This window comes from Flagellimonas lutimaris, assembly GCF_051494225.1.
In the GTDB taxonomy this organism is placed as follows: domain Bacteria; phylum Bacteroidota; class Bacteroidia; order Flavobacteriales; family Flavobacteriaceae; genus Flagellimonas; species Flagellimonas lutimaris_A.
Genome location: NZ_JBNPYE010000001.1, coordinates 285,872 through 301,910, shown reverse-complemented (window position 1 = coordinate 301,910; position 16,039 = coordinate 285,872). Strand labels below are relative to the sequence as shown.

Below are 16,039 nucleotides of genomic sequence, written 5' to 3'. Positions count from 1 at the left end.
AAAAAGTGTTGTCGATTAAAGCCCTTCAATCAAACGTAATTTTTGTTCCAATACTTTTCAAACTATCCTCTTTTATAAACTCAACTATTTGTCTTTTTTCTTCATCATCTAATTCTTTTATATTTTCCAAAACAGTTAAGTCTGCGTAAAACATAGGTGGATTAAATACTAATTCTCCGGAAATCCTGATTAATCTCTCCTTATATTTTACTTTTAATTCTCCCCGAGAAGTTATTGAGTATGCTATCTTTTCCATAATAAAATTTCAATTTTCGTTTCAGGGTCAATCGTATAAATCTTTGTCACATTAGGATTCTGCTTAAGTCTTGGCAACTCAACCGTTTCCCATATATTGCCTGGCCTTAAATTTCTGCCCAATACAGCTCTTACTTCTCCCGAAACTTGATTTGCATACAAGGCAGAAACATCTTCCCATAATTGTACAACAGATGGTTTATTGCTGTTCCATTCTGGCATTACAATTTTATATTTTTCTAATATTCCTTCCAAAGTAGTTCCTCCCTTGCTTTGTGCTATTTCTAATGCCTCATCCATTACCCCAACACCATATGAAGTTCTGCCTGACCAAAAAAATGCTTTATTAACATCGGTTTTTAAAAGTAATTTTATTTCGTCAGCATTCGAAAGTATTTTACCTGTAGCTTGGACAATTTTACTATCTCTGACTTTTAGCTGGGGAGTATTTAAATTCGATGCATCTAACCTTCTTATGAATTTTTGTTCGTTTCTGGTGTAAAATTGATATCCAAGAGGAGCTTCTACTAGTTCATCAATATTCTTTCCTATAAATGTAATCCAATCTCCCGTTTTTGTGATACCAAACCCAACATCATCCCCTTTTCTTAGAAGGGTTAAATCACCAACTACCTCTTCCCCAAAGTTATCTATATATTTGGTTTCTTTAAGGGTCTCCAAAACAGTGCCCTCATCCAACCATTTCAGTTCACTGTAGGCCCCGTTGGCATCTACCTTTGCAACAGTGTTTCCAAGGTCATCCCCTAAGTGGAGTACCATTTCACTGCCTGTTCTCGTGGTTTTCATCCCCGATCGTGCAGCTAGTTTATACACCCCGAAGGCATCTTGCAACGGGTCGGCCAGTCTGGTAATATTGGCCACTTTTCCTACTTTGGTAAGCTCCCCAAAAGAAACAAACATTGTGGCCAGGGCCACCACATCCTTTCCAAACTGGTAGGCCACCATTTCCGCACCGTTGGCATTTAAATTATAATTATTGACCAATCCCGCAACCAGCGTTTGGAGAATGCCCGTCTCCAAGATTTGGTCTATTTCTGCTTTCAACTTTGCTTGGTTCTCCTCGGAAGCGGATATTTTTATGAGTAGCGATGCCAACCCGGGCAAAGCATTTGCTTCCTGTATCAATCCATTGTACAGACCACATATGAAAGCATTATGTACGGCATCTCTGCCCAATAATGCAGAATAGCCATTTGCAGATGGGTCAAAATATCTACTAGGCAACTCAAAGTTTTCTATACCCCGTATGCCCCAATCCAAAAGTTTAATGGCTATCAGGGCAGCCACATTACCATCATAAGCTTCTGCTTCGGCCACTAGGGCATACCCTGCCATATTGCGCTTTAACTCATCAAAAAGAACAGATTTTTTTATCGAAGTGGGAGCGGATTCCAGTATTATATTTACAATCTCTTCCTTAGTTATGTTTTTGCTGAGCAAGTCCCTGTTAACATCCGCTCCCAAAATCACCTTCACCAAAACTTTGGAAGTATTTTTTTGCATCAAAATGATGACCTCATCACTTTTTGGCACTATAGATTCTATAGCTGCCAATATCTCTGATTGCGAATTATAAGTGTAGATCTTGACTTTATATTTCCCTGCAATCAAAAGGCTTGACAAAAAACCTTCAAATTGTTCACTGAATATGCCCTCATAGTCGAATACATTTTGTTCAGAAGATGGACTTACATCTGATGAGAGCTTTTGTTCCTTGTATACTCCTTCCAATGATTGCGTTATTTCAAAATCAAATGAACTACTTGAAGGATAATTCTCCGCAATCGCAGCAATCTCCTTGATTCGGTCCCTACGTTCAGCATCAGCGGTGGAAATGTCAGCGATTTCTTGTGGGGTCAATACATTGTTTGCCACTATGCTGCCCTCCTGTTTCAGCTCTTGCAGTTCATCCTGTAACTCCTGCGGTAGATTTTCCTTGTTGGGTATTTGGTCTATTTGTTGGTCTATGGTCACCTCCAGATCGTTGATCTGTGAGATAAAACCTTGTTGTTCTTCAAAGCTTTCAGCTTCTGCCAGTTGGTTCAACAATTCTTCTTTTTGGGAAAAGAGCTCTTCCAATAAATCCCCAACAGCCTTACCCAATTCCCCTACCGTCTGCACCACCTCGCCCGTGTTCACGATATTTCGCATCGTGGGGTCGAACGCGGTGATCACAGTACCTTGGGCAAGCTGCCTGTCCGTGTTCACCAATATATTGGTAAAATGCACGGCCAATTTTATGTTGCTCAAATACGGTAAACGGGTGTACCCCCTGCCCGTAAAGTAGCCGTTGCCCCCGTGTACCTCGGTGGCCACCACTTGAAAATCGCCCGCGGTAAAGCTCTCGCCCACTCTCAGTTGGGGTAAGGGGTCTTGGTTGGTAATGCCCACGTCGGGGGACACCCCACATTGGTACAGGTCTTCTTCCTCTGTCTCCAAATTGGTGGTAAACTGCCGTAAGGGACTCCAATCGCTCTCGGCCACCGCACAGTTCTTTTTTAACTGGTATTCGTAGGTGGTGCCGGCCTGCAAGTCCCAGAGCGTGGTCCAGTTGGCCGTGGTCTGGTTGTAGAACCATGCATTGCCGTTGCCCCGGGCACGGTATCGTACCCTAAACTGGGGCACACTGGTACTGTTGTCCTCCCAAAAAATGTTGGCTTGGTTGGCGCCCCTTACTTCATGGTATATGCCATTGGGCACATAGCAGCCCTCTATATGTGTGAACGAAAATATTTGGCTGTACCCTTGGTTGAGGAACCCGCCAACCTCTCCCGCCCCCGGTTTGGGACGTGCCTGTACCCGCCACGCATAGGTCCTGTTGGGCAACAGCATAGGGTCGCCGGGGCCGTACACGTAGGTGGTGGCGCTTGTGGTCGTGGTAAATAAGGGGGTGGAGCCCAAAAAAGCTGCCTGTGGGTCCATTGCATTGTCCCAAATCTCCACCAAACTGAGCTCATATTCCACTTGGCTTATGTTGATATGCCGTGGGGTCCATTGGAACATGATATTTTGGGGGCTCCGCTCCACGATATCGCTGCCATTTTCGGGCAATACCAAGATGGGCGGACTGTTCATGAATACATTTATGGTGGTACAGGCGTTGTTGGAGAGCCGTTTGCCCGTGAGGACATCGAACACCTGAAAACAGACTTGGTAAACGCCATCGGGGATGGGACTGCCGTACACATTGGGAGGTATCCCCGTAAGGTTGCCGAACTCAAAATACGGGGCGAGCAGGGTGTGGTCCAACACGGTGGGAATACCGCCTTCCAAGAAGAGCGGAGTGGCCCCGATCACATTTTCGTTGCTCTGGAAACCGATACCGTTCCCATTGAACGTTACCTGCAAACGTACCTGCCTATCAGAAATTTGGAAATCGTTGAGCACGAGCTGTACCCGCAATGGACCGTTCAATGCACTTGCGTTGGCAAAGTCGGAAAAATTGGTCGGGGCGGGCGGTGTGGCCTGTGCAATCACCTGCACGGGAAAGGACTGGGCGGTGGACAATTGACAGCAGAACAGTAAGCAGCATAGCAGTGGGCAGTGTCTCAGTAGGCAGTTAAGCAGTTGGACACCTAGTAATGAGCAATAAGCCCGTATGCAGTGCCCAGCAGATTGTTTTTTGGTGCTTTTTTCAGTGAACAATGTTCTCATAAGTAGGTATTTTAATCGGCAGGCTTGGGGCGGGCACTGCTTGTGTTTATTTTTTCATCTGGTTCTGTTCTTCAAATCGATGGAGCTCTTCCAAAAAGGCGATGGCCACATCCTTCAATCGGTCTGTATTGTTATCCTTTTCAAAGTCCATCAACATTTGGTTGAGTTCATCTCGTTTTTCTTGCGGCATTGGGTCGTATCGGGATTGCTGCAACACATTTTGCAGTTGTTGTTTAATTTCCGAAGGTGTTCCACTGTACACCACATCCCTGTAGCGGAAAGTCGACAAATTATTTTGTGGTGTATTTTGACTGAACGAAGACGGTGGACGGTCGGCATTGTTCTTTTTCCCTCGCCCAAAGGTGTAGGTATAGCCAAAAGTGGTCGTAAAATCCGTGGTACTGGTCTGTACTGTATTTCGGAAGAGGGAAAGTATGTTCAACGTAAAATTGTGCCCTTCCTTCCAAGCATAATTGCCGCCCAATCGAAGGTTGTAAAATTGATTTTGCTGTTCCCCATTGGCAAAAGAAGTATTGTAGGAAGCTGAAAAATTGCTCCGCAACTTCTTGTCAAAAAACTGTTTGGCAACGCCCAAGGTCGGGCCCAGCGTAAGCCCCCTGTCCATTTCCCCAGTTTTGGTGTAGGAGGTGTTGGCCGCCACGGTTATGGTCAATGATCGCTGCGGATAACCCAGTGCATAGGACGCCGAACCATTGTAAAATTGGGAGCCAGAGTTTTCCACTTCAGTTCCGTCCTGATCCTCACTCGAATCTTGATATACCATATTGATGTTGACCCAGTCATTTCGGGTTTCGGTCTGTTTTATTAAATAGTTGATGCCCAAATTGGCGTTTTTGGAGATTTGCCGATAATTCAAGGTGTCCACATTGTCCAGCTCGCTTACCTGATTGATGTAGTCGAATTGGTCCCTGATGTTGGTATAGGATTGGAAATTGGAAAAGGAACCATTGATGCCCAATTTTTCCGTTGGGGTATAGTTCAGGTTGATGGCACTTACCAACCGTTTCATGGACGAGGCTTTGGAGTCGTCCAGATTGTCCCGTTGCAAACCCGCATTCACGCCAATATTGAGTTTATTGTCAAAAATGGTCTGGGAGGCATTTACGGTAATGTTTTCCAGATCGTTGTTGAAATAATAGGCGCCAAACGTCCTGTAATTTGGGGCTACCCGTTCGTAGGAACCGCCCAAGGCGCCATTGCCCACACTGTAATCAATGGAAGCATTGAATGCACTGGTGTAATTGGTGGTGATGTTTTCGTTCAAAAAGAATGACAACAAACCCTTGTCCTCCCTTGCATCCGTTACCCTAACATCTTCGGTAATCCCAGAGATGGCATATTCCATTCGAATATTGATTTTTTCCTTTACCCGAACATCGGTTGAAAGAGAAACCACTGCATTGTCCTTGGGCGTTAGTCCCAATTCGGTAGGAAAAGGTTCTTGAAGAGAGTTTTCATCATCGAACCCTTTGAAAAAAATCAATCCTAGATTCAATTTATCGAAAGCATAGGACGTCTTAAGCCCGAAACCTCTTCTTAAATAAGCCGTTTGCTGATTGGGTTCATCCACATCGTACTCCACCGCCCTCAAAAACCTGCCGTACATGGCACTGACTTTAAACGGCCCCGGAGGAGCAAGGTCGATTCCAACTCCGGTAAACTGATGGCCACTGAGCGTGTAATGGGAAAAAGACATGGCCGCATCGCCGATATGGGCAGTAATCCATTTATAAGACGGGCTTATACTTAATCGGTTAAGCTTGAAAGGGCTCGAAAAATTGAAATTTTGGTTGGTGTAGGCAAAAGAGAGCGGAATGTTATAAGTCTCTGCTATATTGAAATTCAAGTTTCCATTAAGGAAATAGGTGAATGCTTGGCGGTTAGCGGTACCCTCATAAAGTACACCGTTGCCTGATAAGCTACCGCTGTAATCAAAGAGTTTTGCTTTGCCTACTTGGTCAAGGTCGATACTTTGCGAAAGACCGAGAAAACCACACATAATAAAAGGAAATAAAAACCTGTACAATTTGGGTTGGTTAATCCCCCAATGATACTATTTAGCATTATCCTATATCCTACTATTTGACGTATGCCCCTCATGAATTAATGATTGCCCCATTTCAATTGATAGGCAAATTGATGGAAAACAAAAAAGCCCGAGCAAATTGCTCGGGCCTTTTTTATTATATAGTTTGAAGTTTATTTTGCTTCTGCAACAACTTCAAATGGGAATTCAACAATAACTTCCCTGTGTAATCTGATCACTGCTTCGTAAGGACCCACTCTTTTGATAGCTCCACCTTTGATATTGATGAATTTTCTATCGATTTGGTGTCCTTCTTTGTCCAAAGCACTCGCAAGGTCAATATTGGTTACAGATCCAAACAATTTGTCACCTGCACCAACTTTAGCGGCAATACGGATTTCCAATTGCTTTAATCCATCGGCAACCTTGGTAGCCTCATCAATAACCTTTTTCTCCTTGTGAGCTCTTTGCTTAAGGTTCTCCGCCAAAACTTTTTTGGCAGAAGGCGTAGCCAAATCGGCCAAACCTTGTGGGATAAGGAAGTTTCTGCCGTAACCGTTTTTTACGGAAACGATATCATCCTTAAATCCCAAATCCTGTACATCTTCTTTTAGAATAAGTTCCATTCTCTGGTGTTTTTTATTTCAACATATCGCCTACATACGGCATTAACGCTAGGTGACGGGCACGTTTTACGGCCTGCGCCACTTTTCTTTGGTATTTCAAGGAAGTACCTGTAAGTCTTCTTGGAAGCAATTTACCTTGCTCGTTCACCAACTTCATCAAAAAATCCGGGTCTTTGTAATCAATGTACTTGATTCCAGATTTTTTGAACCTACAATACTTCTTTTGCTTGCTGGTCTCAATGTTAAGCGGGGTCAAATATCTGATTTCCCCGTCTTTTTTCGATTTTGCTTGTTGTTCAATAGATGCCATACCCTTATGCCTTTGCTTTTAGTTTGTTTCTTCTTTTTTCCGCCCAAGCAATTGCATGCTTGTCCAATTTAACGGTCAAAAAACGCATAATGCGCTCATCTCTTCTAAATTCCAGCTCGTAAGGGCCAATGGCCTCACCTGGAGCTTGGAATTCGAACAAGTGGTAAAATCCACTTTTCTTGTGCTGAATGGGATAGGCCAATTTTTTAAGTCCCCAATCTTCTTTGGAGACCATTTTGGCACCATTCTTAATCAAGAAATCTTCAAATTTCTTGACTGTTTCCTCTATCTGTGTTTCAGACAGAACGGGATTCAAAATGAAAACAGTTTCGTAATGGTTCATTATAATATATTTTTTAAAGGAGCGCAAAATTAACAATAATTCTCACACCCTGCAAGAAAAGTAGAAAATCTTCGTTTAAGTACAATAGTTATCAACAATCAAAAACCCAATAAACCTAAATAACACATATGGCAATTTACACAACAAAATACACCATGTTTACATCTTTTGTTGCTCTTAAACGGGTTTTTTATGTAATTTGCCGATGATTTAAAACCCTACAAATCACCCCATTCTATGAAATTAAAAAGTATAATTGTAGACGATTCTTCGATGCAGCGCATGGCCGTTGCAAAGTTGGTCAACAATCATCCGCACTTAGCTTTGGTTGCTGAGTACAGCAATGCGATTGAAGCCAAAAACGGCCTGAAAAACCACGAAATCGACCTTATCTTTTTAGATGTCGAAATGCCAATCATTAGTGGTTTTGACCTTCTAGAGGCCCTAGAGAACCCACCACAGGTTATTTTGATTACAGGAAAACCTGATTATGCACTTAAAGCGTTTGACTACGATGTAACCGATTACCTTCATAAACCCATCACCTTGGCCCGTTTTGAGGCTTCTGTAAAAAGAGCTGTTGCCAAATACGAGCAAATGAACAGGGTTGATGAGGATGAAGAGCACATCTTTGTAAAGAGTAACCTTAAAAAACGTAAGGTTATCCTAAACGACATTAAATGGATCGAGGCATTGGGAGATTACATTAAATTGGTAACAGATGAAGCCAATATCGTAATTCTTTCCACCATGAAGTCTTTCGAAAAGCAATTGCCTGCCGAAAAATTTCTACGTATCCATAAATCTTATATTGTGAATCTGGAGAAGATTGAGAAATTCAACAGTAAAAATGTTGAAGTAGGGGGCAGACAGATTCCATTAAGTAGAAACAAAAAGACCGAACTAGCCGAAGCGCTGGCCAACGTATAACTATATGTGGTCCACATTGTAGACCAGTCGAACACTTTTATACTTGGAAATAGCATTAAAAGAATTTTCAATTCTTTTAATGCTATTTTTTGTTTGTGCCAAGGCTTGTTTCCTTGGAACCTTAATCATTATATTTTTTAGGTAATCCCGTCGGATTCTTGCCACTGGCGGATATTCAGGACCAAGAATCTGTGTGCCCAATACATTTCGCAACGAACTCGCCAACCATTCCGATGCTTCATTCAATTTATTGAAATCCTTATCCTTTAAGGTTATTTTGATAAGCCTCACCAAAGGTGGGTATTTAAACTGCTCCCTTTCATAGAATTGCTCCTCGAACATCTTATCATAATTATTCGTAGTGACTTGCTGCAAAATTTGATGGTACGGATTGTACGTCTGAATAAGTACCTTTCCTCTTTTTTGGGTACGTCCTGCCCTACCCGCAACTTGGGTCAACATTTGAAAACTCCTTTCATGGGCACGGAAATCGGGAAAATTGAGCATGGAATCCGCATTCATGATGCCCACCAAACTCACGTTTCTAAAATCGAGCCCTTTGGTCACCATTTGGGTGCCCACCAGAATATCCATTTCTTGGTTTTCAAAAGATGAAATGATTTTCTCGTAAGCATACTTGCCTCTTGTGGTATCCAAATCCATTCGTCCTACCGAAACATCGGGAAACAATTGTCCCAGTTCTTGCTGAATTTGTTCCGTACCAAAACCTTTATTATCCAAAGTATGACTACCGCAGGCCAAACAAGCTTGTTGCAAAGCCATATGATAACCACAATAATGGCAACGAAGTTGGTTCCTATGTTGGTGATAGGTTAAACTCACATCGCAATTGGGACATTGGGCCACGTGCCCGCAAGTAGTACATTCCACCACAGGAGCAAAACCCCTTCTGTTTTGAAACAGAATAATTTGTTCCCCCTCTTCCAACGCTTCAGTAATGCCCTTAATGAGTATTTCTGAAAAGTGTCCTTTCATCCGTCGTTTACGGGTAGCCTCTTTTATGTCCACCAAATTAATTTCTGGCATTAACACATCACCAAACCGGTGGGCAATGGCCGCGTAGCCATACTTTTTTGTCCTGGCATTGTACATGCTTTCAATACTCGGGGTTGCCGAACCCAAAACGATCTTTGCTTTATGAAGTGATGCCAAGACCACTGCGGTATCCCTTGCATGATACCTTGGAGCAGGATCAAATTGTTTAAAGGAGCTTTCGTGCTCCTCATCCACCACCACCAAGCCCAAATTGGTAAAAGGAAGAAAGAGAGAAGAACGGGCACCGATCACAATTTGTGCTTTTTCTGTATTCTTCAACACATTGTTCCACACCTCTACCCTCTCATGGATACTATATTTTGAATGATAAACGGAAACTTGATGTCCAAAATAACGTCGCAACCTATTGATCAATTGGGATGTCAATGCAATTTCCGGGAGCAGATACAACACTTGTTTTCCTTCATCCAGGCACTTTTGAATCAATTTTACGTAAACTTCCGTTTTTCCAGAAGAGGTAACCCCGTGCAACAATACTGGTTTCCCTTCATCAAAACCATGGTTGATATCATCCAATGCCTTTTCCTGATATTCATTCAGGGCAATGTGTTTGAATTCATCTGAGCGCTCATCAAACTGAACCCTGTCTTTCCGAATATGGTACTCTTCCAGAATATTTTTGTCGATGAGTGCCTTGATTACCGCTCGGGAACCACCACTTTCCTTTTCCAATTCCGAAATGGGTATTGGTTTAGTGCTTTTGGCCTTCAACTGAAATAAGGACAGTACTACTTGACTTTGCTTGGGTGCTCGCGTAAGCTCATTCAACAATTCTGCCAGCTGTTCTTCATCATCATACTGTTCCGAAAGCTTCACGTAGCGGATCAATTTGGGCTTGTACTGCTCGTACAATTCTTCTTTTTGAAGTACCACACCTTTGTGGACCAAGGTGTTTATCAGTTTCAATACATTTTTTTTGTCCACAATATCACTAACCTCCGATATTTTTAATGCGGTTTGATGCTGAAGTGCCTCAAAAACCAAAAACTCATCATCGGTGAGTTCTTTTTCATCCACCTCAGCATTTTTATTGGGTAAAATGAGCGTTTCGCTTTCTAGCATAAATGCGCTGGGCAACGCACTTCTGATAACTTCCCCTAAGGTGCACATATAATATTTGCCCACCCATTCCCAATGCTTTAGTTGCACTCGGGTCACCACCGGGTGTTCATCAAGAATCTGATAAATTTCTTTGGGTTCGTAAGCCTCGGGCGCATTTTGATGGATACGGTAGGCCAAGGCCGTATAAATCTTGGATTTTCCAAAAGGAACTGCTACACGCATTCCTTCCTTAATAAAATCTGCTTCTGCTTGCGAGATTTTATAGGTGAAGAGTTTTTCCAAAGGAATGGGAAGAACAACTTCCAAAAAATATTCCATACGCTAATCCTCTAGTACCCTGTGCCAAGTTTGGGTCCTGTACAAAAATGCCAAATAGCCCCTTACTTTCAATCGGTTTTCATTGTCCTCATCCAACCAGACCCTACCTTTAAAAGTCATTGCCTGCTCTGGGTCAAAAAGTCTATCTCCTTTGTATATGCCCCTGCTGTTTTCTTCAAAACCCTCCATGATCTTCATCCCGAGAATGGGCTTATCTTTTAGTTCTCCCTTGCACTTAGTGCATAAAGCCCCTTTTTTTCCTTTCTCTAAAATTTCAACAACCTTAGCGTGCATTAAACCATCTTCCTTATAAATATTAATTATGGCTTTAGTTATACCGTTACGATCATCAATAGTTTTCCACTTGCCGAAAACGGTTTGTGACCATGTTATCTGACAGAAAAGAAAACATATCAAGTAAATCCAATTATTTCGTGTTTTGCTGTTTATCATGTCTTCTTTTTAAGGAATTTAGTGTAGCGTTCAATTCAAAACCTAATAATAATATATTGGAATTTAACCATATAAATACCATTAAAATCAATAATCCTCCCAAAGCTCCGTAAAGTTCGTTGTAGCGAGCAAATTTCTCAACATAAATTCCGAAAAGATATGAGGTTAATAAAAACAATAGCGTGGTCATTAGTGCCCCGGCAGAAAAAAACCTGGCTTTTCTTCCTTCTGCCGTGCCAAAATAGTAAAGTATAGCTGTAGTAAAATAAGAGAGGGACAAAAAGAAGAGCACTTTTGCAATTTGGATACCTAATGCATCTCCCTTTTCAATATCATAGCCCAAGGTCTTACCCAAATATTCACTGGCATATTCCACAATGTAAAATTCGAAATACACAAAGGCAACAGCTCCCAAAATCAATAAAACAGAGAGGATAAGACCAACCATTAATGCGTAGGCATACTGTCGGAAGAAGTTTCGGGTAAGCTCAACATGGTAGGAATATTCGAATCCGCCGAAAATGGCATTTACACCGTTGGCCACCAAAAAAATGGACAAAATAAATGCAGAGGACAGTAAACCTCCTTGCTTCTGATTTTTGATCTGTTGATAGATATCACCGAAATACTCACTGGTTGCCGAAGGCAAAAAGGATTCTAAAAAGCTTAAAAACTGTGCGTCAAAATTTTCGTTTCCCACACTTACGTAGGGAATAATAAAGGGAATCAAGGTCACTAAAAAAATGAGCAAAGGGAACAATGCCAAAAAAACACTGAAGGCAATGGAACTGGCCCGTGTGGAAAGTGCTCCCTTTACAATCCCTACCAAATACATTTCAATCAAATCATAGAAAGAGAGTCCTTCAAAAGCTTTTAGCTTTATCTTTTTTAGCAATCGGTAGAACCAATTGATAACAGGTATTTTTTCTAATTTCTCCTCTATGGCTGCGGACATTTAAACGGCTTTTAAACTTAAATCCATGTTATAAACGGAATGTGTCAGTGCTCCCGAGGATATATAATCCACACCACATTCGGCATATTTTCTAATAGTGTCTTCAGTAATTCCACCAGAAGATTCGGTAAGACATTTATTTCCTATTCTTTTTACTGCTTCTCGGGTATCATCATAATCAAAATTATCCAAAAGGATGCGATACACACCTTCAGATTTCAATATTTCATCCACCTCATCCAAATCTCTGGCTTCAACAATAATTTTAAGATTCTTTCCCTTTTCTTTAAGATAGTCCTGTGTTTTCTGGATGGCTTTGGTGATTCCGCCTGCAAAATCAATATGATTGTCTTTTAGCATGATCATATCATATAAGGCAAACCTATGGTTTTCTCCTCCACCAATCTTAACCGCCCATTTTTCCAGAGCTCTAATCCCAGGGGTGGTCTTCCGTGTATCCAATATTTTGGTGTTCGTACCATCCAAAATTGATACGAAACTCTTGGTTTTAGTGGCTATGGCACTCATACGTTGCATGGCATTAAGCACCAAGCGCTCCGCTTTTAATATGCTTTGAGAACTTCCTTCTACATAAAAGGCGATGTCGCCATATTTGACTTGTTCACCATCTTCAATCAAGATTTCCATCTCCAATTTGGGGTCGACATAGTTGAACACCTTTTTTGCGAAATCGACTCCGGCAAGCGCACCCTCGTCTTTTACAAGAAGTTTTGCCTTTCCTTGCGCTGATGAAGGAATGCAGGCCAAGGAGCTATGGTCTCCATCACCAACATCCTCCCTTACAGCGTTGGCAATGATCAAATCCAGTTCATTTTGAAATTGTTCTTCTGAAATCATCCAGTTGGGCTTTTAACGAAAATAGTAAAAACATTGTTCCATGTCGACGTGACAGGCATGCTTAATTTAAACGGAAACGTTTATTTTTGGGCATGCAGATTACTTTGATAGCCATTGGAAAAACAGACAAGTCTGAACTTGAAGAACTTATAGCCGTTTATGAGAAGCGACTCAAGCATTATATCAAGTTTCAAATGGATGTTATTCCTGATATAAAAAATAGAAAAAATCTTTCCGAGGCCCAACAAAAGGAGAAAGAGGGTGAACTCATCTTAGCACAGCTTCAACCAACAGATACCCTTATTTTACTTGATGAAAAAGGAAAACAATACTCATCTATGGATTTTGCCCAGTTCCTGCAGAAAAAGATGAACAGTGGCATCAAAAACCTTGTGCTAGCCATTGGCGGCCCCTATGGTTTTAGTGATGCTGTATATACTAAAAGCTCTGGAAAGATAAGTTTATCCAAAATGACATTTTCCCACCAAATGGTGCGACTATTTATTGTGGAACAGATATATAGAGGGTTCACCATTCTCAGGAACGAACCCTATCATCATCAATGATTAATAAAGGACCCTAAACTTAATGGTATTCTCAATTTTCTTGAGGGCCTTGATTACATCTTTGTTGTATTCCTTATCCAAATCGGTGATTACATAACCTACTTCGTTATCTGTAGAAAGGAATTGTCCTGAAATGTTAAGTCCGTATTGTGCCAATACTTCGTTGATTTTAGCCATAATACCTGGAACATTTCGGTGGATGTGCAAGAATCGGTGCGCTTTGTTTTGTTTGGGCAATCTAATATTCGGAAAGTTCACGGCATCTACTGTATTTCCCGAATTGATGTAGTCCATAATTTTGTTAGGAACAAAATCGGCGATGTCTCGTTGCGCCTCCTCCGTACTACCTCCAATATGAGGGGTGAGAATCACATTGGACAACCCTTGTAATGGTGTTTCAAATTCACCATTGCTCCTTGGTTCGGAAGGATATACATCTATGGCTGCACCACCTAGTTTTCCGTTCTTCAGGGCGTTGGCCAATGCATTTATATCAACCACAAACCCTCTGGATAGGTTGATGAGTTTTGCACCATCCTTCATTTGGTTTATTTCACGCTCTCCGATAAAGTTTTTGTTGGCTTTATTATCATCTACATGAAGAGTTACAACGTCGGAAACATTGAGTAAATCCTCCAAAGTGTCACATTTTACCGCATTACCTAGTGCCAATTGGTCGTTTACATCATAATAATAGACCTTCATGCCCATGGCTTCGGCCAAAACGGACATTTGTTTACCAATGTTCCCGTAACCTACGATACCTAAGTTTTTTCCGCGTACTTCTTGTGACCCAATGGCTGTTTTGTTCCATTCACCGTTATGAATCTCCGTGCTGCGTGGAAAAATGCTACGCATCAACATAATGGTCTGCCCAATGGCCAGCTCCACCACTGAACGCGTGTTGCTGTAGGGAGCATTGAATACCACTACGCCTTTCTTTTTACTGTAATCTAGGTCTATCTGGGTAGTACCGATACAGAACGCACCTACCACCAATAGTTTATCAGCGGCATCCAATACTTTTTGGGTCACTTGCGTCTTGGATCTAATTCCCAAAACGTGCACTCCTTTAATACGCTCTACAAGCTCCTCTTCCGAAAGGCTTGTTTTGATCAACTCTACCGAAAAACCTTCTTCGGATAGGTTTTCAAAAGCTGCTGGGTGTACATTTTCCAGTAAAAGTATCTTGATTCTGTTCTTTGGGTATGATAAGTTTCTTGGCAAATCGTTCACAAATAAAAATTCATCTAGGTTAGGTGTCACGTGGTCGGCATTATCTGCTGCCTTTTCACGGTGCACATTTTCAGTATAGGCAAAAAATTTATGGGCAATACCGGCCTCGCGCATTACATAGTCGCTGTAGCCATCGCCAATAACTTGAACTTCGCCTTCCAAATCCAAGTTTTTTAAACATTCTATTTTTCCGTTATGTGCAGCTAACACATTGGTTTCGTCAAAGCCAATAATATTGCCTTCATCATCAAACTTGAAGGTATTGGCATAAACACGCTCGGAGGGAATATTGTATTCTTCAACAATAGGGTCGATAAACTCCTTGAAACCACAGGAAATCACATAGATATGTTCCGAGAACTCATGGAAAAAATCTTTGTTGGCAGCAATGGATTTAGAAATCTTTTGACGCAGTTCCACAACCAAATCTTCCAAATCGCTTTTATTGGCTTCTAGCAACTTGATTCTTCGTTCCAAGGATTCGGTGAAAGAAATATCCCCATCAATCCCCAAGTTGGTGATTTTTTGGATTTCCGACACAATCTCGTCCCTTTTCGGATTATTTTGCAGGGTCATTTCTGCCAAAACATCCAAAGCCTCCACTCTTGTGAGCGTGCTATCAAAATCGAACACATATTTGCGTCCTGTTTCTACCATAAATCGCTTCAAAAAAAATTAAGGCATAAAATTAAACATTAATTCTATCCTTGTAATCGGAACTTGTCAAAAACCTTACACTTTTGCGGATAAATCAAAAATCCATTACGATTTGTTTTAAATGGCACCCAAAAAGGTACGTTTTTCAACTTCGGGTTCTTAAAACCACCGCCTTGTCAGCTTACGATAGATATTATATTCCTTACCAAACGTTTCTTTGAGCACCTTTTCTTCAGGTTTAATCTGAAATCGGTTCATATACGACACAAAACCAGCTGCTATAAGCGTATTGAAAGCATTGCCCAACTTTAAACCAAAGGCCAGCAAAAAAAGAAGCATCCCTAAATACATAGGGTTGCGGGTGAATTTATAGACACCATTGGTTACCAAATTGGATGTTTTCTTTGGATTCAAAGGGTCCACCGTAGTTTTTGTGATAAAAAATTGGATTACCGATATCAAAATCACCAGAATTCCTAGTCCAAACAATAACATAACAAGTACACGTTTGCCAAAAAACTCAAATTCCCCTACAGGCAAATATTTGTCCAACAAATACATCAATCCTCCAAAAATCATCATCACCAATGCTGGCGGCACTTTCATTTTCATACAAATCGGTTAAAGTCCGAAATTACTACTTTTGAATCTCAAAATAGAACCCTTTTTGA

Annotated in this window: 14 protein-coding genes; 2 read left to right on the top strand and 12 right to left on the bottom strand. The window is 41.4% G+C overall.

Going from position 1 to position 16,039, the window contains the following annotated elements:
• Window positions 1-25: 25 nt before the first annotated feature.
• The 6 genes from ACQQ5U_RS01310 to rpsF form a co-directional block, all read right to left on the bottom strand.
• The gene (locus tag ACQQ5U_RS01310) at window positions 26-256 is read right to left on the bottom strand and encodes a hypothetical protein (protein WP_437395116.1); all 231 of its coding nucleotides are present in this window, start codon (window positions 254-256) and stop codon (window positions 26-28) included.
• Window positions 244-3,930 carry a hypothetical protein gene (locus ACQQ5U_RS01305; RefSeq protein ID WP_437395115.1) on the bottom strand — a complete coding sequence of 1,229 codons (3,687 nt, stop codon included), beginning with the start codon at window positions 3,928-3,930 and terminating at the stop codon, window positions 244-246. Before ACQQ5U_RS01305 ends, ACQQ5U_RS01310 begins: the two co-directional genes overlap by 13 nt.
• A gap of 46 nt (window positions 3,931-3,976) precedes the next feature.
• The gene (locus tag ACQQ5U_RS01300; RefSeq protein WP_437395114.1) at window positions 3,977-5,950 is read right to left on the bottom strand and encodes a hypothetical protein; all 1,974 of its coding nucleotides are present in this window, start codon (window positions 5,948-5,950) and stop codon (window positions 3,977-3,979) included.
• 200 nt (window positions 5,951-6,150) lie between these two features.
• Window positions 6,151-6,603: a 50S ribosomal protein L9 gene (gene rplI / locus ACQQ5U_RS01295; protein WP_437395113.1), complete on the bottom strand. Its 453-nt coding sequence runs from the start codon at window positions 6,601-6,603 to the stop codon at window positions 6,151-6,153.
• A 13-nt stretch (window positions 6,604-6,616) separates the two neighbouring features.
• Window positions 6,617-6,913, bottom strand: coding sequence for a 30S ribosomal protein S18 (rpsR, locus tag ACQQ5U_RS01290; RefSeq protein WP_014031368.1), 297 nt, complete (start codon window positions 6,911-6,913; stop codon window positions 6,617-6,619).
• Between the two features lie 4 nt (window positions 6,914-6,917).
• On the bottom strand, window positions 6,918-7,256 hold the full coding sequence (rpsF, locus tag ACQQ5U_RS01285) for a 30S ribosomal protein S6 (protein ID WP_014031369.1): 339 nt from the start codon (window positions 7,254-7,256) through the stop codon (window positions 6,918-6,920).
• A gap of 237 nt (window positions 7,257-7,493) precedes the next feature.
• On the opposite strand from rpsF, the gene ACQQ5U_RS01280 reads away from it, so the two are divergent.
• Window positions 7,494-8,186, top strand: a complete 693-nt coding sequence (locus ACQQ5U_RS01280) for a LytR/AlgR family response regulator transcription factor (protein ID WP_100818563.1) — start codon at window positions 7,494-7,496, stop codon at window positions 8,184-8,186.
• Here the strand turns inward: ACQQ5U_RS01280 and priA are convergent, their stop codons facing one another.
• Genes priA through nadC form a run of 4 tightly spaced genes read right to left on the bottom strand, consistent with a single transcriptional unit; the run spans window position 8,187 to window position 12,909 of the window.
• Window positions 8,187-10,643, bottom strand: a complete 2,457-nt coding sequence (gene priA / locus ACQQ5U_RS01275; protein WP_437395112.1) for a replication restart helicase PriA — start codon at window positions 10,641-10,643, stop codon at window positions 8,187-8,189.
• Window positions 10,644-10,646: 3 nt separating this feature from the next.
• Window positions 10,647-11,096, bottom strand: coding sequence for a DUF2147 domain-containing protein (locus ACQQ5U_RS01270; RefSeq protein ID WP_437395111.1), 450 nt, complete (start codon window positions 11,094-11,096; stop codon window positions 10,647-10,649).
• Window positions 11,071-12,051: a YihY/virulence factor BrkB family protein gene (locus ACQQ5U_RS01265; RefSeq protein ID WP_437395110.1), complete on the bottom strand. Its 981-nt coding sequence runs from the start codon at window positions 12,049-12,051 to the stop codon at window positions 11,071-11,073. Before ACQQ5U_RS01265 ends, ACQQ5U_RS01270 begins: the two co-directional genes overlap by 26 nt.
• Window positions 12,052-12,909, bottom strand: coding sequence for a carboxylating nicotinate-nucleotide diphosphorylase (gene nadC, locus ACQQ5U_RS01260; RefSeq protein WP_437395109.1), 858 nt, complete (start codon window positions 12,907-12,909; stop codon window positions 12,052-12,054).
• Between the two features lie 92 nt (window positions 12,910-13,001).
• Here nadC and rlmH point away from each other — a divergent pair, with 92 nt between their 5' ends.
• Window positions 13,002-13,475: a 23S rRNA (pseudouridine(1915)-N(3))-methyltransferase RlmH gene (gene rlmH / locus ACQQ5U_RS01255; RefSeq protein WP_437395108.1), complete on the top strand. Its 474-nt coding sequence runs from the start codon at window positions 13,002-13,004 to the stop codon at window positions 13,473-13,475.
• Here rlmH and serA read toward each other — a convergent pair whose 3' ends face one another.
• Window positions 13,476-15,368 carry a phosphoglycerate dehydrogenase gene (serA, locus tag ACQQ5U_RS01250; protein ID WP_437395107.1) on the bottom strand — a complete coding sequence of 631 codons (1,893 nt, stop codon included), beginning with the start codon at window positions 15,366-15,368 and terminating at the stop codon, window positions 13,476-13,478.
• A 159-nt stretch (window positions 15,369-15,527) separates the two neighbouring features.
• Window positions 15,528-15,980, bottom strand: coding sequence for a methyltransferase family protein (locus ACQQ5U_RS01245; RefSeq protein WP_437395106.1), 453 nt, complete (start codon window positions 15,978-15,980; stop codon window positions 15,528-15,530).
• Window positions 15,981-16,039 lie beyond the last annotated feature (59 nt).

Excerpts from the sequence above, each read along its gene's own strand:
- ACQQ5U_RS01310 (WP_437395116.1), bottom strand. The coding sequence starts at position 256 with ATGGAAAAGATAGCATACTCAATAACTTCTCGGGGAGAATTAAAAGTA.
- ACQQ5U_RS01305 (WP_437395115.1), bottom strand. The coding sequence starts at position 3,930 with ATGAGAACATTGTTCACTGAAAAAAGCACCAAAAAACAATCTGCTGGG.
- ACQQ5U_RS01300 (WP_437395114.1), bottom strand. The coding sequence starts at position 5,950 with ATGTGTGGTTTTCTCGGTCTTTCGCAAAGTATCGACCTTGACCAAGTA.
- rplI (WP_437395113.1), bottom strand. The coding sequence starts at position 6,603 with ATGGAACTTATTCTAAAAGAAGATGTACAGGATTTGGGATTTAAGGAT.
- rpsR (WP_014031368.1), bottom strand. The coding sequence starts at position 6,913 with ATGGCATCTATTGAACAACAAGCAAAATCGAAAAAAGACGGGGAAATC.
- rpsF (WP_014031369.1), bottom strand. The coding sequence starts at position 7,256 with ATGAACCATTACGAAACTGTTTTCATTTTGAATCCCGTTCTGTCTGAA.
- ACQQ5U_RS01280 (WP_100818563.1), top strand. The coding sequence starts at position 7,494 with ATGAAATTAAAAAGTATAATTGTAGACGATTCTTCGATGCAGCGCATG.
- priA (WP_437395112.1), bottom strand. The coding sequence starts at position 10,643 with ATGGAATATTTTTTGGAAGTTGTTCTTCCCATTCCTTTGGAAAAACTC.
- ACQQ5U_RS01270 (WP_437395111.1), bottom strand. The coding sequence starts at position 11,096 with ATGATAAACAGCAAAACACGAAATAATTGGATTTACTTGATATGTTTT.
- ACQQ5U_RS01265 (WP_437395110.1), bottom strand. The coding sequence starts at position 12,051 with ATGTCCGCAGCCATAGAGGAGAAATTAGAAAAAATACCTGTTATCAAT.
- nadC (WP_437395109.1), bottom strand. The coding sequence starts at position 12,909 with ATGATTTCAGAAGAACAATTTCAAAATGAACTGGATTTGATCATTGCC.
- rlmH (WP_437395108.1), top strand. The coding sequence starts at position 13,002 with ATGCAGATTACTTTGATAGCCATTGGAAAAACAGACAAGTCTGAACTT.
- serA (WP_437395107.1), bottom strand. The coding sequence starts at position 15,368 with ATGGTAGAAACAGGACGCAAATATGTGTTCGATTTTGATAGCACGCTC.
- ACQQ5U_RS01245 (WP_437395106.1), bottom strand. The coding sequence starts at position 15,980 with ATGAAAATGAAAGTGCCGCCAGCATTGGTGATGATGATTTTTGGAGGA.